This is a genomic window from Bradyrhizobium sp. R2.2-H, assembly GCF_004346455.1.
Taxonomy (GTDB): Bacteria; Pseudomonadota; Alphaproteobacteria; order Rhizobiales; family Xanthobacteraceae; genus Bradyrhizobium; species Bradyrhizobium diversitatis.
On record NZ_SMBR01000006.1, the window covers coordinates 303,258 to 326,913 of the forward strand.

22 protein-coding genes are annotated in these 23,656 nt (G+C 64.9%); 14 read left to right on the forward strand and 8 right to left on the reverse strand.

What is annotated here, in order from left to right:
• Positions 1 to 37 precede the first annotated feature (37 nt).
• A complete protein-coding gene (locus EDE08_RS18150) occupies positions 38 to 1,039 on the forward strand; it encodes a formate dehydrogenase subunit gamma (RefSeq protein WP_131869999.1) in 1,002 nt (333 codons plus the stop codon).
• A 28-nt stretch (positions 1,040 to 1,067) separates the two neighbouring features.
• Here the strand turns inward: EDE08_RS18150 and EDE08_RS18155 are convergent, their stop codons facing one another.
• Positions 1,068 to 1,334 (reverse strand): hypothetical protein, encoded by a 267-nt coding sequence (locus EDE08_RS18155; RefSeq protein WP_245524814.1) that lies wholly within the window; start codon positions 1,332 to 1,334, stop codon positions 1,068 to 1,070.
• Positions 1,335 to 1,656: 322 nt separating this feature from the next.
• The gene (locus EDE08_RS18160) at positions 1,657 to 1,878 is read right to left on the reverse strand and encodes a hypothetical protein (RefSeq protein ID WP_131869998.1); all 222 of its coding nucleotides are present in this window, start codon (positions 1,876 to 1,878) and stop codon (positions 1,657 to 1,659) included.
• Positions 1,879 to 2,078: 200 nt separating this feature from the next.
• On the opposite strand from EDE08_RS18160, the gene EDE08_RS38485 reads away from it, so the two are divergent.
• Positions 2,079 to 2,252: a hypothetical protein gene (locus EDE08_RS38485; RefSeq protein ID WP_165936006.1), complete on the forward strand. Its 174-nt coding sequence runs from the start codon at positions 2,079 to 2,081 to the stop codon at positions 2,250 to 2,252.
• 523 nt (positions 2,253 to 2,775) lie between these two features.
• On the opposite strand, the gene EDE08_RS18165 is transcribed toward EDE08_RS38485, so the two are convergent.
• The 3 genes from EDE08_RS18165 to EDE08_RS18175 form a co-directional block, all read right to left on the reverse strand.
• Positions 2,776 to 3,012 carry a DUF3551 domain-containing protein gene (locus EDE08_RS18165; RefSeq protein ID WP_131869997.1) on the reverse strand — a complete coding sequence of 79 codons (237 nt, stop codon included), beginning with the start codon at positions 3,010 to 3,012 and terminating at the stop codon, positions 2,776 to 2,778.
• Positions 3,013 to 3,214: 202 nt separating this feature from the next.
• Entirely contained in the window at positions 3,215 to 5,452 is a 2,238-nt protein-coding gene (gene glgX, locus EDE08_RS18170; RefSeq protein WP_131869996.1) for a glycogen debranching protein GlgX, read from the reverse strand.
• Positions 5,453 to 5,470: 18 nt separating this feature from the next.
• Entirely contained in the window at positions 5,471 to 5,752 is a 282-nt protein-coding gene (locus EDE08_RS18175; protein WP_061882051.1) for a DUF3606 domain-containing protein, read from the reverse strand.
• Positions 5,753 to 5,936: 184 nt separating this feature from the next.
• On the opposite strand from EDE08_RS18175, the gene treZ reads away from it, so the two are divergent.
• Positions 5,937 to 7,766, forward strand: coding sequence for a malto-oligosyltrehalose trehalohydrolase (gene treZ / locus EDE08_RS18180; RefSeq protein WP_245524815.1), 1,830 nt, complete (start codon positions 5,937 to 5,939; stop codon positions 7,764 to 7,766).
• Positions 7,767 to 7,793: 27 nt separating this feature from the next.
• On the opposite strand, the gene EDE08_RS18185 is transcribed toward treZ, so the two are convergent.
• Both EDE08_RS18185 and EDE08_RS18190 read right to left on the reverse strand, forming a co-directional pair.
• Positions 7,794 to 9,212, reverse strand: a complete 1,419-nt coding sequence (locus EDE08_RS18185; RefSeq protein ID WP_165936007.1) for a cytosine permease — start codon at positions 9,210 to 9,212, stop codon at positions 7,794 to 7,796.
• A gap of 266 nt (positions 9,213 to 9,478) precedes the next feature.
• Positions 9,479 to 9,922, reverse strand: a complete 444-nt coding sequence (locus EDE08_RS18190) for a MarR family winged helix-turn-helix transcriptional regulator (RefSeq protein WP_165936008.1) — start codon at positions 9,920 to 9,922, stop codon at positions 9,479 to 9,481.
• 239 nt (positions 9,923 to 10,161) lie between these two features.
• Here EDE08_RS18190 and EDE08_RS18195 point away from each other — a divergent pair, with 239 nt between their 5' ends.
• From EDE08_RS18195 to EDE08_RS18245, 10 genes are all read left to right on the forward strand, one after another.
• The gene (locus tag EDE08_RS18195) at positions 10,162 to 11,439 is read left to right on the forward strand and encodes an amidohydrolase/deacetylase family metallohydrolase (RefSeq protein WP_131869994.1); all 1,278 of its coding nucleotides are present in this window, start codon (positions 10,162 to 10,164) and stop codon (positions 11,437 to 11,439) included.
• Positions 11,440 to 11,550: 111 nt separating this feature from the next.
• Complete coding sequence (locus tag EDE08_RS18200) at positions 11,551 to 13,842, forward strand: xanthine dehydrogenase family protein molybdopterin-binding subunit (RefSeq protein ID WP_502700623.1); 2,292 nt, start codon at positions 11,551 to 11,553, stop codon at positions 13,840 to 13,842.
• A complete protein-coding gene (locus EDE08_RS18205) occupies positions 13,839 to 14,675 on the forward strand; it encodes an FAD binding domain-containing protein (protein ID WP_131869992.1) in 837 nt (278 codons plus the stop codon). Before EDE08_RS18200 ends, EDE08_RS18205 begins: the two co-directional genes overlap by 4 nt.
• On the forward strand, positions 14,672 to 15,859 hold the full coding sequence (locus EDE08_RS18210) for a xanthine dehydrogenase family Fe-S subunit (RefSeq protein WP_131869991.1): 1,188 nt from the start codon (positions 14,672 to 14,674) through the stop codon (positions 15,857 to 15,859). Before EDE08_RS18205 ends, EDE08_RS18210 begins: the two co-directional genes overlap by 4 nt.
• Positions 15,860 to 15,934: 75 nt before the next feature.
• Positions 15,935 to 17,089, forward strand: a complete 1,155-nt coding sequence (locus EDE08_RS18215) for an ABC transporter substrate-binding protein (protein WP_131869990.1) — start codon at positions 15,935 to 15,937, stop codon at positions 17,087 to 17,089.
• 283 nt (positions 17,090 to 17,372) lie between these two features.
• On the forward strand, positions 17,373 to 18,245 hold the full coding sequence (locus tag EDE08_RS18225) for a branched-chain amino acid ABC transporter permease (protein WP_165936009.1): 873 nt from the start codon (positions 17,373 to 17,375) through the stop codon (positions 18,243 to 18,245).
• Positions 18,242 to 19,288, forward strand: a complete 1,047-nt coding sequence (locus EDE08_RS18230) for a branched-chain amino acid ABC transporter permease (protein WP_131869989.1) — start codon at positions 18,242 to 18,244, stop codon at positions 19,286 to 19,288. The genes EDE08_RS18225 and EDE08_RS18230 overlap by 4 nt, the downstream gene beginning before the upstream one ends.
• Entirely contained in the window at positions 19,288 to 20,070 is a 783-nt protein-coding gene (locus EDE08_RS18235) for an ABC transporter ATP-binding protein (protein WP_165936010.1), read from the forward strand. The genes EDE08_RS18230 and EDE08_RS18235 overlap by 1 nt, the downstream gene beginning before the upstream one ends.
• Positions 20,063 to 20,767: an ABC transporter ATP-binding protein gene (locus tag EDE08_RS18240; RefSeq protein WP_165936011.1), complete on the forward strand. Its 705-nt coding sequence runs from the start codon at positions 20,063 to 20,065 to the stop codon at positions 20,765 to 20,767. Before EDE08_RS18235 ends, EDE08_RS18240 begins: the two co-directional genes overlap by 8 nt.
• A complete protein-coding gene (locus tag EDE08_RS18245) occupies positions 20,760 to 21,092 on the forward strand; it encodes a Rieske (2Fe-2S) protein (protein ID WP_502700617.1) in 333 nt (110 codons plus the stop codon). The genes EDE08_RS18240 and EDE08_RS18245 overlap by 8 nt, the downstream gene beginning before the upstream one ends.
• A 121-nt stretch (positions 21,093 to 21,213) precedes the next feature.
• Here EDE08_RS18245 and EDE08_RS18250 read toward each other — a convergent pair whose 3' ends face one another.
• Positions 21,214 to 22,074, reverse strand: a complete 861-nt coding sequence (locus tag EDE08_RS18250) for an alpha/beta hydrolase (RefSeq protein ID WP_131869985.1) — start codon at positions 22,072 to 22,074, stop codon at positions 21,214 to 21,216.
• Between the two features lie 324 nt (positions 22,075 to 22,398).
• Here EDE08_RS18250 and EDE08_RS18255 point away from each other — a divergent pair, with 324 nt between their 5' ends.
• Entirely contained in the window at positions 22,399 to 23,631 is a 1,233-nt protein-coding gene (locus tag EDE08_RS18255) for a branched-chain amino acid ABC transporter substrate-binding protein (RefSeq protein ID WP_131869984.1), read from the forward strand.
• The last annotated feature ends 25 nt before the right edge of the window (positions 23,632 to 23,656 follow it).

Sequence of the window (23,656 nt, forward strand, 5' to 3'; positions counted from 1 at the left end):
GGGCAGCCGACGGGCGCGCAAGACCGGGGAGGACGTGATGGCGTCGTTTGCAAGGTTCATTCGTCTGGCGTTCGGCGCCTGGACGCTGCTTCTTTTGGTGACGGCGGTGCCCGCGAGTGCTCAGCAGGTCAACCCGACCGCGAGCGCGGTCAAGGAGCAGCAGCTTTTGCAGGAGCTCAACCGGATCCAGGGCCGCGTCAGCATTCCCGATCAGCGCTCCGGCGTTCTCGAGCAGCCGCAGGGACGCGAGTGGCGGGAATTCCGCATGGTGACGCTGCCCTGGATCGGCGGCGTTGCCATCATCGGCATGATCGCCCTGATCATGATCTTCTATCTCACCCGCGGCATGGTTCGGCTGGAGAGCGGCCGCTCGGGCCGCACCATCGTGCGCTTCAACGGTTTCGAACGTTTCGTGCACTGGATGACGGCAACCTGCTTCATCATCCTGGCGATCTCCGGCCTCAACGTCAGCTTTGGCCGGCAGCTGCTTTTGCCGCTGATCGGTTTCGAGGCCTTTTCCGAATGGTCGCAATGGGCCAAATACGCCCACAATTATCTGAGTTTCCCGTTCACGCTGGGAGTCGTGCTGATCTTCCTGATGTGGATCGGCGGCAACATTCCCAGCAAGGTGGATATCGAATGGGCCAAGCGGGGTGGCGGCCTGATCGGGCATGACCATCCGCCGGCCTATCGGTTCAACGGCGGCCAGAAGATGATCTACTGGATCGTCGTGATCGGGGGCGGTCTCGTTGCAGCGTCAGGCTATGCGCTGATGTTCCCGTTCTACGGTACGGGGATCGAAGGCATGCAGATGGCCCAGATCGTCCACGCCATCGTCGCGGTCCTGTTCGTCGCGGCGATGATCGGGCACATCTATATTGGCACCATCGGAATGGAAGGCGCGTTCGAGGCCATGGGCTCGGGCGAAGTCGACGTCAACTGGGCTCGCGAGCACCATAGCCTCTGGCTCGACGAGCAGAAGGCGCGAACCGGACCGAACGACGGACGACCGCGACCCGCAACGGCCGCGGCCGAATAGGGCGAAGCGCCGGCGCGGACGCTCCGGCCTACCGAGCCGGCTCTTTCGCAAACAAGACGGAGCGGTCCTGCAGCTCCTGCTCGGGCAGCTTGTTCGCCTGGCCTGTCTGCATGTCTTGAATGGATGCCATGCCGTGCTGACCGAAATGGATCACTGCATGCGACCTGAACACGTTGCTGGCCGCACCGGCGAGAAGCATGGCTGCAATGAGCGAGAGCATGAGGGGTTTCATGCGCATCTCCGTCTGCCATCTCCACCCGGCTTCGACAAATACATCCGGATTGTCCGGCCGCATGTGAGCCACTTCACAGCGATCGGTTCCAGTTGGGCTCGGCATCGACGTCGTGGTTTCAGGCCATTCGCGCCGCGTGCGGATCGAGACCGCCGAAGACGTGCTCGACCTGAACCCGGAATTGCGGGAGGCCACGCTTCAAGCTGCCGATTGCACTGGCAACGCTCAAGTTCGATGGGAGCGGCCCGTTCCCGCCTGTCATTCATGATTCCGACAGGGGTTGACGGCGAGAAACAGAGGCGCTGCCATAATTCCGGCTGTTGCCTACAGATGATCCGGAAAAGTGTGCAGCGCTTTTCCGAAAGGATCATGCTCAAACAATAACCTAGAGCGCGATGAAGCTTTGTCTTAATCGCATCAGGCTTTGGTGCGCGTCGGATTTGTGCCAGCGCTCCAGATCCACGCGTGGCCGTTTCGGTTCAGTCTGGTGCTTCTCTGGATTGCCTCGCCAGGGTTCGTTCGTTTGCCGGTGAGTAGACATGTCCGTCTGCTGGCGCGGATCGTCAAGCGGTGTCTCTCGTGGATCGTCTTCAGTGGCCTTCGGCATGTGTGCCCCTAACGAGCTCGCACGATGATGTATCACGATGATGTATGGAGGCGCCTCGGTCTGCTGACCAACCCGGGAACCGCAGCTCGTTCCCCGTGGCCCTTGTATGCGCTCGCGCTGCGGCAATCGGCGCGGGAACGACCGCAGCGTCTACTCATTTTTCCATGTCAAGGCTACGAAAACCGACAGAGGAGCGAGAAATGTCAAGAATGCCTCCCGTCCCCGAAGAGCAGCGGAGCAATAAGGGACCTGGTTCGGATCCGGCGACCGAGGCGGAGGAACGAGTACCGGACCGCGAGAATTTCGACACCCAGGGACGTCACGGCAACATCAGGCAGAACACGACCAACCAGGGCTATCAGCAGGATCGATGATGCTTCGACAGAACAGATGCGATGAGAGACGTTCGATGCGCATGCCGGGTCTCGTGCTGGTCGCTGCGCTGGCGACCGCGTCCGTCGGACCCGCATCCGGACAGGGAAGTGGCGCCGGTGCGGGAGGAAGCGCAGGCGGTACGGCGGCTGGAGGCAGCAGCACCTCGTCGCCTCCCGGAACCAATGCCGCTGGAACCGGGCAATCCGGCGATGAACCCTTCCCGCGGGGATCGATCACCGTGGGACGGCCGGGCAATCCGGCGGGAGGCACCAACATAGGACGTATCGACGGCACGGTCACCCCTGGTCCCTCCTTGCCGGGCGACGACCAGATCCGATCAGAGAGCTCGAAGAATTCCGAGGCCGATCGAAGGATCAAGAGCATCTGCAAGGGATGCTAGCGGATGAGACCGCCGGAGAAGACGACAGCGGTCAGCGGAAGCACTGCTGCCATTTCGCCGCCCGGCCCGGCGCCACGATCAGGCAAAATTACCTCCGCTTGCTAGCCTGGAAGTCAGGCTGATCACCGATATCCTCGGTAACGGCGCGCATAGGCGTAGCGGGGATTGATGCCGCAATAGGCGTTCGTTCCCGATGCGGTTGCCATGCACTGAGCGTAACTGGCGAACTGGCAGTTGCCCGGATAGCCCCAGATCCGGCCCTGGAGGCAGTAGCGATCTTGTGCCACTACGGCGGTCGAGGAGGCGAAGCTGCCCATGATCGCGAGAGCGGCGGTTGCCGTGAGCAATCGATACTTCATCTTGAATCTCCAATTTCGACATTGAACGCGGCTCGTGATGCGGTGTTCCAATGGCGCGCCCACAGCGCGCATGCTCGCCATTGAGGCGAGCCACTAACCTCTGCGACGCCGCTCGGTCCGGATCGCGGCCAGGGCGACGACCGGCGACGTTCCCGGATTTGCCTATCCGCAAGTGATGTATGTCGTCTGCACCGTGGATAGTCTAGCCCGGCAGAGGTGTGTCGGCGATGTCCAGCAGGGCGCCGAGACCCTGCCGCAGGCGGCGCGTCGCGATGTTATCGTTGGCAAGGCCCAACATCAGCAGGGATCGCCCGGTCACCGCATACGCGTGCCCGAACTCGAACTCGGCCATGGGCGCGTCGGGTCGATTGGTGTCGACCAGGCCCAGCCAGCTGCGCCCATCGGTGACCTCCGGCAGGGTAAAGTTCACGACGTCATGATGCGCGTTGTAGACCAGCAGCATGGTCGCATCCGAGCCACGCCGCTTGATCCCGGTCTCCTGTGCGCGGCCGTCGAGCAGCATCCCGAAGCATTTGGCATTGCCATCATGCCACTGCTCCGTCGTCATCTCCTCGCCGGCCGGCGACAGCCAGGTCACGTCCTTGACGTCGAGCTCCTCGTTGTGCGAGCCGACCAGGAAGCGGCTGCGGTAGAGGATCGGAAAAGCCTTGCGGGTCGCAATCAGCTTGCGGGCGAATTCGCGAAGGCTGCGGCCGTTCGCGGTGATGCCCATCCAGTCGAGCCAAGTGGTCTCGTTGTCCTGGGCGTAGGCGTTGTTGTTGCCGTTCTGGGTGTGTCCGAACTCGTCGCCCGCGAGCAGCATCGGCGTGCCGTGGGACACCAGCATCGTCGCCAGCAGATTCCGCTTCTGGCGCTCGCGCAAGGCGGTGATCTCCGGGTCGTCGGTCGGCCCCTCGGCGCCGCAGTTCCAGGAATGGTTGTTGCCGTGACCGTCGCGATTGTCCTCGCCATTCGCCTCGTTGTGCTTGTCGTTGTACGAGACGAGATCGTTGAGATTGAAGCCGTCGTGGGCTGTGACGAAGTTGACGCTGGCCCACGGCCTGCGTCCGCGCTTGTTGAAGAGGTCGCCGGATCCCGATACGCGCTTGGCAAAGTCGGCCAGCGTGCCCGGGTCGCCCTTCCAGAAGGCGCGCACCGTGTCCCTGAACTTGTCGTTCCACTCGGCCCAACCAGGCGGAAACTGACCGACCTGGTAGCCACCAGGGCCGATGTCCCAGGGCTCTGCGATCAGCTTGACGCTGGAGAGCACGGGGTCCTGGCGGCAGGCGTCGAGGAAGCCGCCGCCCTCGTCGAAGCCATAGGGTTCGCGCGCAAGGATGGTGGCGAGGTCGAAGCGGAAGCCGTCGACCCGCATCTCGGTCGCCCAGTAGCGCAGGGAATCGGCGACTAGCTGAAGCACGCGCTGATGCGAAAGATTGACGGTGTTCCCGGTGCCGGTGTCGTTGATGTAGTAACGCTTCTTGTCCGGCAGCAGGCGGTAGTAGCTGGCGTTGTCGATGCCCTTGAACGACAGCGTCGGGCCGAGCTCGTTGCCTTCCGCGGTGTGATTGTAGACGACGTCGAGAATGATCTCGATGCCATGGGCGTGAAACTGGTTGACCATGGCCTTGAATTCGTTCGCGGACAGCGTCTTGAGGTAACGCGGATCAGGCGCGAAGAAGGCGATGGAATTGTAGCCCCAGTAGTTGCGCAGGCCCTTCTCGACCAGATAGCTGTCGTCGACGAAGGCATGGATCGGCAGCAACTCGGCGCTGGTGATGCCGAGCGAGCGCAAATAGGCCGGCACTTCCGAATGTGCCAGGCCCGAGAACGTGCCGCGGTCCGCTTCCGGCACCAGCGGATGCAACTGGGTAAACCCCTTGACGTGCATCTCGTAGACGATCGTCCGCTCCCAAGGCACTTCGGGCTTGCGCGATGCGCCCCAGGTGAAGGCGGGATCGATCACGCGGCACTTCTGCATCAACGGCGCGCTGTCGCGTTCGTCGTAGGAGAGATCCTTGTCGGCATGATCGAGCCGATAGCCGAACAGCTCCGGTCCCCAGCGGAGCTGGCCGACCAGCTGCCTGGCGTAGGGATCGAGCACGAGCTTGTTGGGATTGAAGCGGTGGCCGGCGTCGGGTTCGTAAGGGCCATGGACGCGGTAGCCGTAGACGGTACCGGGGCGGGCGGAGGGCAGATAGCCGTGCCAGACTTCGTCGGTATATTCGGGAAGCTCGATGCGCTCGAGTTCGGTTTGACCGGCGTCGTCGAACAGGCAGAGCTCAACCTTGGTGGCGTGGGCCGAAAACAGCGCAAAATTGACGCCGAGCCCATCCCAGGTGGCGCCGAGTGGGAATGGTCTGCCCTCGGTGATCCGGGTGCGGCGCAGGCTCGAGGCCGCCCGCGTCAGGGCATCGTCCGACTGTGCTGCTTGATCCATCTCCCCCCCAATAGCCCGTCAGGACGTCGTCACGGTTGCCGCGACCTCGGTCGTGACCGGCTCGCCGGCGCTGGCCGAAGTGATCAACGCGGCGGCAGGCACAGCGACCGGCTTGGTCAGCACCTTGGCCCTTTGCAGAGCTGCCTCCTTGCTGATGGCCGGGATCGAATTGCCGATCCGCCCGACGATCGCCGTGAGCTCTGCGTCCGATAGTCCGAGGCGCTTCTTGAGCAGGCGCACCTGGGCGCGGTCGGTCACGTCGAGCTTGTTACGGATGGTCTGCGGTCTCGGGCGGCGCATGGCGGCGGCTCCTGTCTGGAACGGTAACCGTTGCGCCAGCGATTCCGTTCCCTGCATGCTGCAAATGTCCGGCGTCGCAGTCACCGAGGAACGAACGCTCACGGCTCCGCTTTGTCGACCCGACGCGTGCAAGCGATGATGAAGCATGCCGAGGCGCAGGGCATGCAGGCGAAAGGGGACGGGCTTGAGGCAAACACTGGGAACGGCCGAGCAGAGCCGGCGCCACGGCCCTCAGATCGTCGATCATGGGGTCTCGTTCAACCTTTGGGCGCCCACGGCCCGATCGGTCGAACTGCTCCAAGTCGGCCAGCCGTCCCGCAGGATGCCGCGCGATGACGACGGCTGGTATCAGCTGCTGAGCCCAACCGCGCGCGCCGGCACGCGCTATCATTTCAGGATCAACGAAGACCTCCTCGTTCCCGATCCCGCCTCGTTCTTCCAGCCGGACGACGTCGGTGCGCCCAGCGAGGTGATCGATACGGCCGCGCTGAGGGACCCGGTTCTCTATCCGGGCCGTCCCTGGGCGGAGGCCGTGATCTACGAGCTGCATGTCGGCACCTTCAGCGAGGAGGGCACCTATGCCGGCGTCGAGAAGAGGCTGCCTTATCTGCGCGATCTCGGCATCACCGCCATCGAGCTGATGCCGCTCAACGACATCCCCGGCCGGCACAATTGGGGCTATGACGGCGTGCTCCTGAACGCGCCGAATGCCCGCTATGGCCGGCCGGAGGATCTCAAGCGGCTGCTGCAGGCCGCACATGCCCTGGACATCATGGTCTATCTCGACGTCGTCTATAACCATTTCGGGCCGCAGCTGAACTATCTGCACCTCTATGCCGAAAACTTCTTCAACCCGCGCCACACCACGGGCTGGGGGCCCCCGGTCAACCTCGAAGGTCACGACGGCGCATTCGTGCGCGGGTTCCTGATCGAGAATGCCCTGATGTGGCTGCGCGATTATGGCTTCGACGGGCTGCGGTTCGATGCCGTCCACGCGCTGAAGGACGATTCCGAGCGGCATTTCCTGATCGAGCTCGCCGAGACCGTGCGCAGTCAGCTGGTGGGCCGGCACGTCCATCTGATGCTGGAGAACGAGGCCAATCAGGCGCACCTGCTCGCGCGTTCGCAGGGACGGGCAAGGTATTACGACGCGCAGTGGGGCGACGATTTTCACAACGCGCTCCACGTCCTGCTCACGGGCGAGGACGAAGGCTATTACCGGGCCTTCGCGGACAAGCCGCTCGAACATCTGGCGCGATCCCTGACCGAGGGCTTTGCCTATCAGGGCGAGGTTTTTCCCCTGCACGAGGCGCCGCGCGGCGAGCCGAGCGCGCATCTGCCGCCCGAAGCGACCATCTTCTTCGCCCAGAACCACGACCAGGTCGGCAACCGCGCCTTCGGGGAGCGGTTGTCTCGATTGGTCGGCCCGGACAAGCTGGAGCTCGCTCTGGCGCTGGTCCTGCTGAGCCCGCATATTCCGATGCTGTTCATGGGTGAGGAAGCTGCAGCCGACACGCCCTTCCTGTTCTTTGCGGACTGGACGGGCGAAGCCGCCGAATTGACGCGGGACGGCCGCCGCAGGGAGTTTTCGCATTTCAAGGCTTTCGCAACTCCCGAAACGCGCGCCAGCATCCCGGACCCGTGCGACGAAGGAACCTTCCTGGCCTCCAAGCTGGACTGGACAAGCATCGACCAATCAGCCGCTGGCGCGAGGTTTCGAGCGCTGACGGCGCAGTTACTGACGATCCGGCGCGAGAAGATCGTGCCGCTGATCAAACGTGGCTTCGTTTCGGCGCAGCGACACTTGCTCGGCACGGATCCCCGTATGGGCGGCGTGGATGTGCGCTGGCACACGGAGCAGGGCGACGTTTTGCAGATCGCCGCCAATTTCGCCGACCACGAGCTCCCCATGCCGCCGCTGGTCGAGGGCGAAAGCCTGTGGCGCTTGCGCCCTCATGTCGCCGGAGGACTTGGGTCCGGCGACATGATCGTGAGGCTTGGCCAGAAGGGCTGATCGCGGAACGCGATCCGTGCCCTGCCGCTACCTGCCAGCACTGCTCGCGACGACCGACGAGGGTGAGGTCGCGAACTTGCCGAGTCCAAGATAGACCAGGCCCGCCACGCCGATCCCGAACAACCAGCTCAGATCGGCGCCGCCCAGCAGATAGATCGAGATCGGTCCCTGCAGCGCGCTGACGAGGCCGTCCTGCACCAGCCATCCGGAAACGAGGCCGGCGAAGAATGCGATCATGCCGGCCCAGTTGATGTCGCCATAGGCGCTGGTCTCCGGCGAGCGGTAGAGCTCGGCCACCTCGATCCTGCCCTTGCGCTTGATGAAGAAGTCGGCGAGCACCACGCCGGCCCACGGGCTCATCCACAACAGCAGGCTGATCATCCAATGGTCGAACGCCTTCGCGAACGACGGCGCGAAGATGAAGTAGAGCGTAACCAGATAGCCGGCGACGCCGACGATGACGGTAAGCCAGAAGCGCGAGAGTTTCAGCCCCGCGCTCAGCGCCGCCAGCGCCGCCGAATAGACGTTGAGGATGTTGGTGGCGATCGGGCCGTGCAGCACCATCAGCAGGACCAGAATGCTGACCGGACCGCCGAACACCGCGCTGACCATCTTGGCGGGGTCGGTGTCCAGCGTGGTCGAGGCGATGGTCGCGCCGAGAATGCCGAGCCACACCGTCGGCACGAACATGCCGACATAGCTGTACCAGAACACGGCTTTCGACGGCGTCGAGCGCGGCACGAAGCGTGAATAGTCGGAGGCCCAGGTGACCCAGGAGATGCCCCAGCCGACGCCGATTGCGGTCATGAGCATCGTCAGCGTCGCAAGATGCGCACCTGCTGGCAGCGAGGTGGTCAGGCTCCAATTGACGACGCCGGGCCGCGTCCAGGCCAGCACGCTCATCAGCACCATGATGGCGATAGTCGGCGGCACCGTGTATTTCTCGAAGGTGCGGATCGCGTAGAAGCCGTAGACGCCGATCAGCACCTGCACCGCCATCACCAGCGTGATGACGATCATCTCCACCAGCCAGGTGTCGGGCACGCCGAACTGGCCGAGGATGCCCATCGAGACCTTCACCGGGAAGTAGGTGTTGACGCCGATCCAGCCCAGCGTCATCAGGAACATCAGGATGCTCGGCAGGTAGGCGCCGCGGACGCCGAAGGCGGACCGGCTCAGCACCATCTGGTTGACGCCGGTCTTGTGTCCCATCACGGTGAAAGTCGCGAAGATCGCGCAGCCCACGATGTTGCCGAGCACGATGACCGCGATCGTCTCCATCAGGCCGAGCTTGAGGATGATGCCGAGCGCGCCGAGCGCCCAGTTCACCGGCGCGATGTTGGCGCCGGCCCAGATCCACATCTGCTGCGGCCCGGTGGAGTCCCGGTCCGCGTCGGGAATCGGCTCGATGCTGTGAATATCAGCGCGAAGTTCGGAATCAGTCATGACATCCCCCAATACGAAGCTCGCTTCGCATCATCGCAGCATAAATCGTGCCATGGAATTGCGGGGCGGCCGAGCGGGCGGGCGTCGATGCCGGAGGTCATGCGCCTCGCGCCGGATGCGATTGCGTTTTCAAGCGCTGGCCGATGTTGCGCGTGAGTACGCTTCGGCATGTCTGCCGCGCCGGCGAGAGGCGGGCGATGTTGCTCGGCCGGGCAGCGGTACGATGATAAATTGAGCAGCCCAACTCAAAAGCGCAGCACTGGCTCCTAATCGAATACGGCAGCAGCGCTGTCGCGACTGGGATGGCCGGCGACGATGCGCTGCATCATGTCGATGAAAAGCGCCTGCTCCCGCTGGCTCAAATCGCCGAGCGTCGCACGATGCGCCTGTCGCGCTGCGCCCTCGATCTTGACCAGCAGCGCGGCTCCGGCCGGTGTCAGTCGGCACAGCCGGGCCCGGCGATCGTCCTTGTTCACCGCGCGCTCGACCAGGTTTCGGGCGGCGAGCCGCTTCAAGGCGCCGGTCGTCGTGGTGCGATCGAGGGCGATATCGGCCGCCAAAGTGGTCTGATCGGCGGTTTCACGCACCGCCAGCGCCGAAAGCAGACTGTATTGCAGCGGCGTGACCTCGAATTCGCCGCAGGCCTCCTGAAACAGCGCGACGTGGATCTGGTGCAGCCGGCGGATCAGATAGCCGGGCCGTTCGGACAAGGGCCAGGGCCGGTGCCTCGTTCCGCCGCGACGTGTCTTCGCCTGCCGCAATGCACACTCTCCCAAGCCGAAACCCTGCCGCGCTTAGCTCGATTCGAGTGCGCCTGCCACATCGGGATCATGGCACGATGCTTGCTTTTGTCAAAATGCGAAGCATGCTTCGTAATGTCAAAATGCGAAGCATGCTTCGTAATTCGAGGGGACGAGAGCCGTCGCCCTCGCAAGAAGAGGAGAGCGTCATGTCCGTCACTGCCAGCTTCGACCTTCTGCTGCGAGGCGGTCGCGTGATCTGTCCGGCTTCCGGCGTCGATGGCATCAAGGACGTCGCCATCCGCAACGGCAAGATTGCCGCGGTGGCCTCCGACATTCTGCCGACCAGCGCGAAGGAAGTCGTCGATGTCAGCGGCAAGCTGGTGCTGCCCGGGCTGATCGACACCCACGCGCACGTCTATCAATATGTCTCCGGCCGCTTCGGCATGAATCCCGACATGGTCGGTGTGCAGTCGGGCGTGACGACGCTGGTCGATCAGGGCGGTCCGTCCTGCATGACGCTGCCAGGTTTCCGTCACTTCATCGCGGAGCCCGCCGCCTCGCGTGTCTACGCGTTCCTCTCCGCCTATCTCGTCGGCGGCCTCGAGGGCCATTTCTATCCGCAGCTCTACAGCCCCGACGGCGTCGACATCGACGCGACCGTCAAGGCGGCGACCGCCAATCTTGATCTCGTGCGCGGCATCAAGGCTCACGCCGAGATCGGCGGCTTCGCGCGCTGGGGCATCCGCGTCATCGAGATGGCGGCGGAGATCGGGAAGCGCGCCGATCTGCCGGTCTACGTGCATTTCGGCCAGCTCTGGGGCCTGCCCGAGAGCGGCGCCAATGGCGAGGATGCCGACACGATTCTGACGCGCGTGATCCCGCTCTTGCGCGAGGGCGACATTCTCGCTCATCCCTTCACGCGCCATCCCGGCGGTTTCGTCAATCGCGAGGGCGAGGTGCACCCGGTGATCCAGGCAGCGCTCGACCGCGGCCTGAAGGTCGACGTCGGTCACGGCAGCCATTTCTCCTATCGGCTGGCAAAGAAGGCAATCGCCGCCGGCATCGTTCCGACCACGCTCGGCGCCGACATTCACGGCTACAACACCCATGTGCCTGCGCCGGCGGGAACGCCGGACCAGCATGAGGACGAGGAGAACCATCCGTTCGCAGGGCAGGCCAAGTTCAGCCTGGTCCAGGCGATGAGCTCGATGATGGCGCTCGGCCTGTCGCTCGAGCAGGTGGTGCCGATGGTCACCTCCAATCCCGCCAAGATGCTCGGCCGCAGCGGGGAAATCGGCGCGCTCAGGGTCGGCATGGATGCCGACGTCTCCGTGCTCTCTGAGCAGAACGGCCGCTTTGTCCTCACGGACAACGAGAAGAACGAGGTGATCGCCGAGCGCCTGCTGCAGCCGGCGTTCTGCCTGCGTGCCGGCACGCGCTTCGACGCGGTCGCGCCGATCCTGCCGCAAGCTGTCGCGGCATAAGGGCGGGTGGTGGAGGAGAACGTCGGCGTGCGCAGCGAGCGGGAATTTCCTTCGGGCAAGTCCGGGCAGGGCGTCGGCGCGCGGCTGCCTCGGAAGGAGGACGACCGCCTGATGCGCGGCCGCGGCCAGTATGTCGCCGACATCAGGCTCGCCGGCCTTCAGGACGTCGCCTTCGTGCGCAGCCCGCTGGCGCATGCACGGATTCGCGGGATTCATGTGCCTGAACGCCATCGCGGCAACGTGTTCACGGCGGCCGATCTCGACGGCATCAAGCCCATCCGCGCGGTCTCAGGGCTTCCCGGCTTCAAGATTTCCGAGCAGCCGGTGCTCGCAACCGGCAAGGTGCGGCAGGTCGGCGAACTCGTCGCGATGTGCCTCGCGCCGACACGCGCCGAAGCGGAGGACATCGCGGCGTCCGTGACGTTGGATCTCGAAGAGCTGCCGGCGGTCTACGACATGCTGAAGGCGCGCGAGCCCGGTTCGGCGCTGGTGCACGAGCATTGGGGCGACAATGTCTTCCTCGAAACCAACTATGAGGTCGACATCTCGGCTGCGCTGGATGCGCCGATCAAGGTGACGCGCGAGATCTCGACTGCGCGGCAGTGCATGTCGCCGCTCGAAGGCCGCGGCGTGGTCGCGACGTTCGATCCGCGGCTCGACCAGCTCACGCTGCATTCCGCAGCGCAGATGCCGCACATCACGCGCAGCGGCCTTGCCGAATGCCTCGGCATGGAGGAGGGCCAGATCCGCGTCATCTCGCCCGACGTCGGCGGCGGGTTCGGTCACAAGGGAATTTTGCTGCCCGAAGAGGTCTGCCTGTCCTGGCTGACGATGCAGCGTGGCCACCCGGTGCGCTGGATCGAGGATCGCCGCGAGCATCTCGTCGCCAGCTCCAATTGCCGCGAGCACCATTACAGGATCACGGTCTATGCCGATCGCGACGGCACGCTGCGCGGCATCGATTGCGAGGCGACCGTGGATTCCGGCGCCTATTCGTCCTATCCGTTCTCGGCCTGCCTCGAAGCCGCGCAGGTCGCGAGCATCCTGCCGGGTCCTTACAAGATGCCGGCCTATCGCTGCCGCACCTTCTCGGTCGCCACCAACAAATGCCCGATCCTGCCCTATCGCGGCGTGGCGCGCACCGGCGTCTGCTTCGCGCTGGAATTGATGCTCGACCTCGTGGCGGCGGAGGCCGGGCTCGAGCCCGGCGAGGTCCGGCTGCGCAATCTGGTGCGCCCCGACCAGATGCCGTTCGACAACATCACCAGGAAGCATTTCGACAGCGGCGACTATCCGGAGGCGATGCGCCGCGCGCTGGCACAGATCGATATCGATGCCATTCGCGGCCGCCAGCGCAAGGGCGAGGCCGACGGCCGCCGTCTCGGCGTCGGCGTCTCCATCTATTGCGAGCAGGCCGCGCACGGCACGTCCGTCTATTCCGGCTGGGGCATCCCGATGGTGCCGGGCCATGAGCAGGCCTCGGCCCGGCTGACGCCCGATGGCGGCCTCGAATTGCGCGTCGGCGTGCATTCGCACGGGCAGGGCATGGAGACCACGCTCGCGCAGGTCGCGCATGAGATCCTGGGCATCGACGTTGCGAAGATTCGCATCATCCTCGGCGACACCGCGATGACGCCCTATTCGACCGGCACCTGGGGCTCGCGCTCGATGGTGATGGCGGGCGGCGCGGTCGCGACCGCCTGCCGCGAGCTCGGCGAACGCGCCCGGCGCATCGGCGCCAAACTGTTGCAGCACGATCCGGCCTCCGTGGTGTTGCAGAACGGCGAGGTGCGCGGCGTCAATGGCAGCGTCAGCCTGAAGGTGATCGCCCATACCTGGTACCGCCGCCCGCAGGATTTGCCGGCCGACGTCGATCCAGGCGGGCTTGAGGTGACGCAAGGCTACAAGCCGGTGCGCGACAGCGGCACCTTCAGCTACGCCGCGCATGCAGCCGTCGTCGCGGTCGATCCCGATCTCGGCGAGGTCGAGATCCTCGACTACGTCATCGTCGAGGACGGCGGCGTGCTGGTCAATCCGCTCGTCGTTGACGGCCAGATCTATGGCGGCCTCGCGCAAGGTATCGGCACCGCGCTCTATGAGGAGATGCCGTTCGACGCCTCCGGCCAGCCGTTGGCGACGACGCTCGCCGATTACCTGCTGCCGGGCCCGACCGAGGTCCCGGCCGCGCGTCTCGACCACATGGAGACGCCGTCGCCCTATACCCAGTTCGGCGTCAAGGGCATCGGCGAGGGTGGGGCGATCGCGCCTCCGGCCGCGATCGCCAACGCCGTCAACGACGCGCTGCGCCCGCTCGGCGTCGAGCTGATGCAGTCGCCGATCACGCCGCACCGGATCGTCGCGGCCGTGCTGGCCGCGCGCGCGGCCGAAAGGAGTGCGGCATGAAGCCCGCTCCTTTCGCCTATGAACGCCCACGCGATCTCACGGCAGCACTCTCGACGCTGGCAGCCGGCAGCGGCTCGGCGAAAATCATCGCCGGCGGCCAGTCGCTCGGGCCCATGCTCAATCTGCGGCTGGTGCAGCCGGAGCTGATCGTGGATATTTCCGGCCTTGCCGAGCTGAAGCGTGCCGAGATTTCCGGCGGCGAGCTCGTGCTCGGGGCCTTGGTCACCCATGCCGATATCGAAGACGGGCGCGCGGCCGACGTGACCCGCGGCGCCATGCGCGGCGTCGCCGCCAACATCGCCTATCGCGCCGTGCGCAACCGCGGCACGATCGGCGGCTCGCTCAGCCATGCCGATCCCGCCGCGGATTGGATTTCGGCGCTCGCCGCCCTGGGCGCGCGGGTGACGCTGCGCAGTCTTGCCGGTGCGCGCACGATGCCTGTCGAGACGTTTGTGGTAGGTGCGCTGGAATCTGCGCTGCACACGGGCGAGATCGTCGAGGCGGTCCATGTGCCGGCGCGATCGGCTTCGGCGCATTGGGGCTATGCCAAGAGCTGCCGCAAGTCCGGCGAGTTCGCCCATGCCATCGGCGCGGTCCTGATCGATCCCGCCGCGGCTTCTGCGCGCATCGTGATCGGCGCGATCGACACGACCCCCATTGTCATCACCGACGCCGCCGAGCTGTTCGGCGGCCGTATCACAGCCGACTACAAGCAGCGTTTTGATCTCCGCGTCGCCGACGCCCTTCTGGCCAGGGCCGGCATCGACGATGCCGCGCAGCGCCATATCCATGTCAGCGTGCTGAGGCGCGCCGTCCAGGAGGCCGCGGCATGAGCACGATCGCGCTCAACGTCAATCGTCGCGCGGTGGAGCTGTCGGCCGAGCCGCGCACCAGCCTTGCCGATTTCGTTCGCGACAAGCTCGACCTGACCGGCACCCATCTCGGCTGCGAGCACGGCGTCTGCGGTGCCTGCACCGTGCTGCTCGACGGTGTGCCGGCGCGCTCCTGCATTACCTATGCGGCGGCCTGCGAGGGCGCCGAAGTCACCACGATCGAAGGTCTCGACGAGGACGAGGTCACGACCGAGCTGCGCGCTGCCTTCACCCGCGAGCATGCGCTGCAATGCGGCTACTGCACGCCGGGCATGCTGGTCTCCGCGCGGGACCTCGTGCTCCGTCTTCCCGACGCCGACGAGCGCAGCATTCGCGTCGGCATGAGCGGCAATCTCTGCCGCTGCACCGGCTATGTCGGCATCGTGCGCGCCGTGCAGTCCGTGATCGAGGCAAGGCGCGCGCGCAGCATCGCGCCGTTGGCCGGTGCCGGCAGGACTGGTCTCGGCCCCGTCGGATCGGGACGCGCCGCGCCCGGTCGCAGCGAGTCGCGGCCTGCGCAACCAGCGCTGTCGCCGTCGTCAGAGAGAGTCGCGGCCGGCAGCATTCCCGACTTCACCCCGGCAACCGTGCTCGACCAGCGCTTCACGCTGCCGCATCCGCCGGCAAAGGTGTTCGCGATGTTCGACGATATCGCCGCCATTGCGTCTTGCCTCCCAGGCGTATCGCTGACATCGGCGCCGACGCCGGAGCGCGTGCAGGGGGCGATCCGCGTCAAGCTAGGCCCGATCGCAGCAAACTTTGAGGGTGCCGCGCGCGTCGCGCGCGATCCCGCGACGCTCTCCGGGCGCATCGTCGGCATCGGCACCGACCACCGCAGCCATTCGGCGACGCAAGGCGAGATCCGTTACCGCCTGCTTCCGCTGGATGGCGGCGCTGCGACGGCCGTTGAACTGTCGATCGGCTACACGCTCACGGGAATGCTGGCCCAAATCGGCCGTCCCGGCCTGGTGCGCGATCTCGCCAAACGCCTGGTCGCGGACTTCGCCGCCAATCTCGATCGCCGCATGTCCGGCGTGCCGTCAGGGCCGGGGACGCCGGCGGAGCTGAGCTTCTGGTCGATTGCGTCGGACGTTTTGCGCGCACGGATCGCCCGCATCTTTGGCCGCCGGAGCGAGGCGGGGTGACGGTGTGCTCGCACACCGGAAGTGACGAAGCCTGGACTGCATAGACATCAACAGCGTTGAATTTGGAGAGACAACATGACACGAGCACTCGGATTGGTTCAGACGATCGCGTTGGCGACGGCCTTGTTCGGCGGCACGGCCGGGGCGCAGACCATTAAGATCGGCGTCAACGAGCCGCTCACCGGCGCGTTCGCGGCGTCAGGCACTTACGTCGTCAACGGCGCCAAGATCGCCGCCGACGAGATCAACGCCAAGGGCGGCATCCTCGGCAAGAAGATCGAGCTCGTGATCGAGGACAACAAGAGCAACCCGACCGAAGCTGCCGCGGTCGCAGAAAAGCTGATCACCAGCGACAAGGTGCCGGTGCTGATGGGCGCCTGGGGCTCGAGCCTGACGCTCGCGGTGATGCCGAAGCTGATGGAATACGAGACCCCGATGGTGGTGGAGACCTCGTCCTCGGGCAAGATCACGACGACGGGCAATCCCTTCATCTTCCGCATCTCGCCGCCCTCGGCGGTCGAGGCCGCGGCCTTCAAGGGCATCGTCGACAAGCTCGCGCTGAAGAAGGTCGATTTCCTCGTCATCAACAATGACTGGGGCCGCGGCACCGCCGAGGATTTCAGCAAGATGATGAAGGAGAAGGGCATCAGCATCGGCCTGGTCGAGACCATGGACCAGGGCGCGCAGGACATGAGCGCGCAGCTCTCCAAGATCAAGAGCTCGGATTCCGAGACGGTCATCGTCACGACCGCGGTCGATCAGCTCACCCTGATCTTCAAGCAGGCCGCGGCGCTGGGCCTGAAGAAGCGGATCATCACCACTGGCGGCTCGCAGAATCCGGACCAGATCATCGCCCAGGCTGGTGCCGCCGCCAACGGCACCATGCATCTGACGACCTTCCTGCCCTGGTTCCCGGACAAGACGCCGAATCCGGAAGCGACCAACTATTTCATCACGGAATGGAAGAAGCGCGGCTTCGACTTCGCCGGCTGCACCGAGAGCTTCCGTGGCTATGACGGCATCCGCACCGCGGCGGCCGCGATCGAGAAGGCCGGCAAGGCCGAGCCCGCCGCGATCAAGGCCGCGCTCTGGCAGATCAACATCAAGGGCCTCAACGGCGACATCGTGTTCCGCAAGTCCGGCCCCGAGGGCAAGGAGAGCGGGCAGAGCCAGCCGAACGTCTATCTCATCGAGATCAACGACGGCAAAGTCGGGATGAAGACGCTTTAAAGCGCGACGAGGTTGGGTTCGATGCAGCAACGAAGGAGGTGCGCTCCCTCGCCCGCTTGCGGGAGAGGGTTGGGGAGAGGGTGTCTCCGCAACGGGACAATCCCCAAGAGGAGAAAGCCCTCACCCGCGCCTTCGGCGCGACCTCTCCCGCAAGCGGGAGAGGTTGCACCGAGCCTGTGGCAATCGATCCAACGAAAAGCCATTCCGCTTTAGCATCAGTCAATCCCAGGCGAGGGCGGCACGTTGCGGCCCTCGCCCGCATCCAGAAGATCCAGGAATAGCCTTGAACGAATTCCTCCAGCATCTGATCAACATGCTCGTGCTCGGCGGCACCTATGCGCTGCTGGGCATCGGGCTGACCTTGATCTTCGGCATCATGAACGTCGTGAACTTCACGCATGGCGTGCTGTACACGTTCGGCGCCTACATCATGTTCATCGTGGTGCAGCAGCTCGGGCTGAACTTCTTTCTCGCGCTGCCGGTGGCCGTGCTGGCCGGATGGCTGCTCGGGGCGGCCATCGAGCTGACATTGCTGCGACCGCTGCGCGGCTCCGACATCGACACCACGATGCTGGTGATGATCGGCGCCTGGATCGCGATGCAGTCGGGCACGCTGTGGATCTGGGGTGGAGTCGCCAAATCGGTGACGACGCCGTTTCCCGAGGCACCGCTGGTGCTAGGACCGGTGTCGGTGTCCTGGCTGCGCCTGTTCGTGCTCGCTGCCGCGGCGATGCTGATCCTGGTGACGTATCTGCTCATCAACAAGACCAGCCTCGGCCGCGCGATGCGGGCGACGTTCCAGGATCACGACACGGCCTCGCTGATGGGGGTCAACGTCGACATGATCTACACTTCGACTTTCGCGATCGGCTCCAGCCTTGCAGCCGCGGCGGGCGCGCTGCTCGGGCCGGTCTACGTCATCTTCCCGCAGATGGGAGACCTCGCCGCCGTCAAGGCCTTCGCCATCGTCATCCTGGGCGGCCTCGGCAACATCACCGGCGCCGTGATCGGTGGTTTTATCCTCGCCCTGGCCGAAGAGCTGGGCGCCGGCTACGTCTCGTCCGGCTACCGCGACGCCATGGGCTTTGTCATCATCATCGCCGTGCTGATCTTCCGGCCGACCGGCCTGTTCGCGCGCGCGGAGCGGGTCGGATGAAGGCAGCCATCACCATTGTCGCGGTCGCAGCTCTCGCCTCGGTGCCGCTTTGGCTGCGCGATCCCTATCTGCTCAACGCCCTGATCACGACCGGAATCTTCGTCATCGGCGCGATGAGCCTCAATCTGCTGCTCGGCTTCACCGGCCAGCTCAGCCTTGGCCACATCGCCTTCTTCGGCATCGGTGCCTATGTCAGCGCGCTGACGTCGCTCGGCTTCGATGTCGGCCTGCTCGGAGGCTTTCGGTTGGTTCACACGCCCTGGCCGCCGATCATAGGCTTCGTGCTGGCGATCCTGATTGCAGGATTGTGCGGCTATTTCGTCGGCCTGTTGTCGTTCCGGGTCCGCGGCGCCTATTTCGTCATCGTGACGATCTCCTTTGCCGAGGTGGTCCGGCTGGTCGCGCTGAACTGGGTCGAGCTGACGCAGGGCCCGCTGGCGCTGACCAACATTCCGTCCATCGCGCTGCCGTTGCCCGGGTTTGGCGAGCTGACGCTGCGCACCAAGATGCAGAACTACTATCTCGTCCTGGTCGTCGCGCTGATCGCCTATCTCCTGATCGCGCGACTCGTTCATTCCCATTTCGGCCGCTCCATGCGTGGCCTGATGGAGAACGAGACGCTGGCGGTCTCCGTCGGCATCGACGTGACCAGGACGCTGACGATCGCAGCCGTGATCTCGGCGGCGATCGCGGGTGCGGCCGGCAGCCTCTATGCGCACTACATCCGGATCATCGATCCCGAAGTGTTCGCCTTCATCAACACCGTCACCATGGTGATCATGGTCATCACCGGCGGCAAAGGCTCGCTGGCCGGGCCCGTCGTCGGCGGGCTCATCTTCGGGCTGCTGCCGGTCGCGCTCCGTCCGGTGATGGCGCCGGAAGCGCAGTGGATCGCCTATGGCGGCGTGCTGATCGCCATCCTGTTCATGCTCCCGCGTGGCATCGTGCCGTCGCTCGCGCAGCGATTTAGGCGGCGACGGAACGGACGTACCGCGCTGTCGCCCGTCGCTCTGGCCGAGACCGCTGCCAAGGAGCCGGCGTGATGACGGCGCGCAGCATTGCCATGACGATCGATCAGGTGGCGGTCCGCTTTGGCGGCCTGGTCGCAATCTCCGACATGAGTTTCACGGTTGGGGAGGGCGAGATCGTCAGCCTGATCGGGCCGAACGGCGCCGGCAAGACCACCGCCTTCAACGTCATGACCGGCTTCCTGACGCCGAGCGCCGGCCGCGTGACCTATCGCAACACTGCGCTCGCCGGTTTGAAGCCGCACCAGATCGCCGATCTCGGCCTGATCCGCACCTTCCAGCGCACCAGCGTATTCCCCAACGACACCGTCCACGACAATCTCCTGATCGGCTTGCATCGACAGGGCCGCGTCCGGCTGATCGACGCCATTCTCAGCCTGCCCGGCGCGCGCGCCTCGGAGCGCCGACTGCGGCAGCGGGCGGGTGAGCTGCTGGAATGGGTTGGGCTCGAACGCCGCGCGCACGATGCAGCGGGCTCACTGTCCTACGGCGAGCAGCGTCTCGTCGGTGTCGCGCTGGCGCTCGCGGCAGAACCATCGATGCTGCTGCTCGACGAGCCGGTGTCCGGCATGAATGCCTCGGAAACCCACCGCTTCGTCGAGCTGATCCGCAGCATCCGCGATCGCGGCATCACGATCCTCCTGGTCGAGCACGACATGCCGATGGTGATGACCGTCTCGGATCGCATCGTGGTGCTCAATTACGGCCGTATCATCGCGGAGGGGACTCCCGACGTGATCCGCAACGATCCGGCGGTGATCGAGGCCTATCTCGGACATGGAGCGGGCCGTGCTTGAGATCCGCGAGATGGTTTGTGGCTATGGCGGCGTCACCGCGCTGCGCGGCATCTCGCTGGACGTGAAGGCCGGCCAGCTGGTCGCGCTGATCGGTGCCAACGGCGCTGGCAAGAGCACGACGCTGCGCGCGATCTCCGGCCTCGTGCCGCCACGCTCGGGCCAGATGCGGTTCGAGGGCATCGACATCACCGGGGCGAGGCCCCCGCGCGTGCTGGCGAGCGGAATCGCGCATTGTCCGGAAGGGCGGCGCGTGTTTCCGCACATGAGCGTCGAGGAGAATCTCGACATGGGGGCTTACCTCCGTCGTGGTTCGGGTGAGATCGCGGCCGACCGCGACCGCATCTACGCGGAATTCCCGCGGCTCGCCGAGCGGCGCCGGCAGGCGGCGGGGACATTGTCCGGTGGCGAGCAGCAGATGCTTGCGATCGGGCGCGCGCTGATGTCGCGACCGCGGCTGATCATGTTCGACGAGCCATCGCTCGGGCTCGCGCCCAACATCGTCGAGCGCACCTTTGCCATCATCCGCGGCATCCGCGATGCCGGCACTACGGTGCTGCTGGTCGAGCAGAACGCCTTCGCCGCGCTGGAAATGTGCGACCATGCCTATCTGCTCGAGAACGGCCGTATCGTGCTGTCCGGAGCCGGCTCCGAGCTGATCGCGAACGAGCATGTGCGCAAGGCCTATCTCGGTGGGTGATGGGGCCGGGTGGATTGCCGTCTGCGATCTCGACCGGCTGAAGGCGGAGACGATCGTCCGCGTCCCCGGGCGCGACCTGCTCGTGATCTGGAACGAGGGCAACGTCGTCGCCTGCGAACGTGCGTGCCCGCACGAACAGGCGGATCTGGCCTTGGGGCAGGTGAGCACGGGGCGGCTGTATTGCCCGCGTCACGCGGCATCGTTCGATTTGCGCGATGGGGCAATCACCGCGGGATGGCCGAGCCCGCCGCTGCGGCTCTATCCGGTACGGATCACGGGCGGGCAAGTCTGGATTGAGATGCAGGAGCGGCAGCCGGGGCGATGATGGCATCATGCCCCTGTTTTGCCCGACAAGTCAAAGCGATGGCGGTGTCGATCGACCCTCAAACAATTCGCCTTTGCAAACAACGACATCGCTACTGTGCATGGGGTTGTTTTTCGCGCTTTTAGTCCAGCAGCCGCCGCGCGGCCTCCACCAGCACTCCGTCCGGCCGGCGCAAAGCCTCAAGAATGGTGAAGTGGTCAGCGCCTTCGACCGGAATGAGCTTGCCCGGCGCTCCCGCCGCCACGCGCTTGTCGTGGAGATTGATAGAATCGCAGACGAGCGCCGGCAGCTCGTTGCTGCCATAGGCGATGTCGAGCCGCTTCTGGATGACGGGCAGGCGCAGCGGCGATAGCGTGGCGATCTCCGCATCCGTCAGCTTCAGTGCGTCGTTGAGGCCGGTATCGCGGATCGGCGCGAGCTCGTACACGCCCGAGAGCGCGAGCCCCGCATGGACACGCGGATGATCCAGCGCCATCGCGACGAGATGGGCTCCGGCGGACCAGCCCGACAGCACGACCGGCCCGGCAACGCCATAGGATGCGCCATGCGCCGCGAGCCAGTCGAGCGCGCGCGGGATCTCGGCGACGATGTCGCTGAGGGACACTTCGGGCGCCAGCGAATAGCCGGGGATGGCAACCGACCAGCCATGCGCAGCGACGCCTTCGACCATCATGGCGAATAATTCGCGCGAATTGCGCTGCCAATAGCCGCCGTGCAGGAACACCAGGCAGGGCGCATCCGGCTTGGCGGCGGGGTAGAGGTCGATCTTGTTGTTGGCGCGCTCGCCATAGGGCAGGTCGAGGTGGGACTTCAGCGTGCCCCGCAGCCGGCTGGAGGCGTCGTTGCGCTCGGCGATCAGGGCGGCGCTGTTCTTGACCGCCGCGTTGTTGTCATAGGCGGCATTGCGTTCTGCCTGCGACAGCTCGGACCATTTGCCACGGGGGTCGAGCGACCGAATCGTCGAACGCGCGTTCTCAGCCATGAAACTCTCCGTTGCGGCCCTGGATGACACTCTTGTCGATTTGGACCGGCCAGTCACCCTCTATTGAGCTGTTGGATCAACCGTGTCCAGCCTTGGACAAGACGGCTCGGCCTGCCGGCTGCGGGGCAGGTCGGGCGCGCGACGACCGGGAACATTTGGTCATGGGCGACCCCGGTGCTTTTACATTTTGCCGTACCTGCGGCTGCAGCTATGTCGGAGCGAGCTTGTCAGCTCGAGTTTATTCTGCTCAGTGTCCGTCCAAATCGTGCATACGATCCACGCATGCATGCATCGACTAAAGTCGACAATCAGTGAGGAAACATTATGCGTAGACTGATTTTGGCCGCCGCCGTGATCGCCCCGATGCTCGGCCATGCGGCACGGGCGGAGGATACCGTCAAGATCGGCTACATCGATCCACTCTCCGGTGGCGGCGCCAGCGTGGGTGAGGGGGGTCTGAAGACATTCCAGTACCTGGCCGACGAGCTCAACGCCAAGGGCGGCATCCTTGGCCGTAAGGTCGAGATCGTGCCCTTCGACAACAAGACCAATCCGCAGGAGTCCCTGGTGCAGGCCCAGAAGGCGATCGACGCTGGGGTTCGTTACATTACACAAGGCAACGGTTCATCCGTAGGCCTGGCGCTCGAGGATTTCGTCACGAAATACAATACGCGTAATCCCGGCAAGGAAGTGCTCTACTTCAACTATGCTGCCGTCGATCCGGCCATGACCAACGAGAAGTGCAGCTACTGGCATTTCCGCTGGGATGCCAGCTCCGACATCAAGATGGAGGCGCTCACGAACTACATCAAGAACGTCGCTTCGATCAAGAAAGTGTACCTGATCAACCAGGACTATTCGTTTGGTCAGTCGGTGCGCAGCGATGCGCGCAAGATGTTGACGGCGAAGCGGCCTGATGTCCAGATTGTCGGCGACGAACTGCATCCGCTGCTGAAGGTCACGGATTTCTCGCCCTACATCGCCAAGATCAAGGCTTCCGGTGCCGACAGCGTCATTACCGGCAACTGGGGGCAGGACATCGCGCTGCTGCTCAAGGCCGCCGCCGATGCCGGTCTGAAGGTCAATTGGTACACTTACTATGCCGGTGGCGCCGGTGGGCCGACCGCGATCAAGCAGACGGGTCTCGACCATCAGGTATTCCAGCTGACGGAAGGTTTTGCCAATTCGGGCCACCAGCCCGCGATGGATTACGAGAAGGCCTTCCGTGCCAAGGTCAACATGTCGCTTTGGTATCCGCGTGCGGTCAACGAGATGCGCATGTTCAAGGCCGCGGCCGAGAAGGCCAACTCGGTTGAGCCCGTGAAGGTGGCGGCGGCGCTCGAGGACCTGAAGTTCGAGGTCCTGGATGGCGGTACCGGCTTCATGCGCAAGGATGACCATCAGTTCTTCCAGCCGATCTACATCTCCTCCTTCGGCAAGCTTGCCGCGAACGAGCCGTTCGACGAGGAGAACACCGGCTGGGGCTGGCACCTGGTCACCAAGGTCGATACCCCGCAGGCCATGGTCTCCACGACCTGCAAGATGACGCGGCCGTAAGGGCCATACACGCCGCCGGCCCGCG

What these genes read in the sequence shown, in the direction of transcription:
- EDE08_RS18160 (WP_131869998.1), bottom strand. Translation starts at nt 1,878, where the DNA reads ATGCCGAAGGCCACTGAAGACGATCCACGAGAGACACCGCTTGACGAT.
- EDE08_RS18215 (WP_131869990.1), top strand. Translation starts at nt 15,935, where the DNA reads ATGACACGAGCACTCGGATTGGTTCAGACGATCGCGTTGGCGACGGCC.
- EDE08_RS18155 (WP_245524814.1), bottom strand. Translation starts at nt 1,334, where the DNA reads ATGCGGCCGGACAATCCGGATGTATTTGTCGAAGCCGGGTGGAGATGG.
- EDE08_RS18210 (WP_131869991.1), top strand. Translation starts at nt 14,672, where the DNA reads ATGAGCACGATCGCGCTCAACGTCAATCGTCGCGCGGTGGAGCTGTCG.
- EDE08_RS18255 (WP_131869984.1), top strand. Translation starts at nt 22,399, where the DNA reads ATGCGTAGACTGATTTTGGCCGCCGCCGTGATCGCCCCGATGCTCGGC.
- EDE08_RS18230 (WP_131869989.1), top strand. Translation starts at nt 18,242, where the DNA reads ATGAAGGCAGCCATCACCATTGTCGCGGTCGCAGCTCTCGCCTCGGTG.
- EDE08_RS18195 (WP_131869994.1), top strand. Translation starts at nt 10,162, where the DNA reads ATGTCCGTCACTGCCAGCTTCGACCTTCTGCTGCGAGGCGGTCGCGTG.
- glgX (WP_131869996.1), bottom strand. Translation starts at nt 5,452, where the DNA reads ATGGATCAAGCAGCACAGTCGGACGATGCCCTGACGCGGGCGGCCTCG.
- EDE08_RS18165 (WP_131869997.1), bottom strand. Translation starts at nt 3,012, where the DNA reads ATGAAGTATCGATTGCTCACGGCAACCGCCGCTCTCGCGATCATGGGC.
- EDE08_RS38485 (WP_165936006.1), top strand. Translation starts at nt 2,079, where the DNA reads ATGTCAAGAATGCCTCCCGTCCCCGAAGAGCAGCGGAGCAATAAGGGA.
- EDE08_RS18250 (WP_131869985.1), bottom strand. Translation starts at nt 22,074, where the DNA reads ATGGCTGAGAACGCGCGTTCGACGATTCGGTCGCTCGACCCCCGTGGC.
- EDE08_RS18200 (WP_502700623.1), top strand. Translation starts at nt 11,551, where the DNA reads ATGCGCGGCCGCGGCCAGTATGTCGCCGACATCAGGCTCGCCGGCCTT.
- EDE08_RS18185 (WP_165936007.1), bottom strand. Translation starts at nt 9,212, where the DNA reads ATGACTGATTCCGAACTTCGCGCTGATATTCACAGCATCGAGCCGATT.
- EDE08_RS18175 (WP_061882051.1), bottom strand. Translation starts at nt 5,752, where the DNA reads ATGCGCCGCCCGAGACCGCAGACCATCCGTAACAAGCTCGACGTGACC.
- EDE08_RS18235 (WP_165936010.1), top strand. Translation starts at nt 19,288, where the DNA reads ATGACGGCGCGCAGCATTGCCATGACGATCGATCAGGTGGCGGTCCGC.
- EDE08_RS18205 (WP_131869992.1), top strand. Translation starts at nt 13,839, where the DNA reads ATGAAGCCCGCTCCTTTCGCCTATGAACGCCCACGCGATCTCACGGCA.
- EDE08_RS18150 (WP_131869999.1), top strand. Translation starts at nt 38, where the DNA reads ATGGCGTCGTTTGCAAGGTTCATTCGTCTGGCGTTCGGCGCCTGGACG.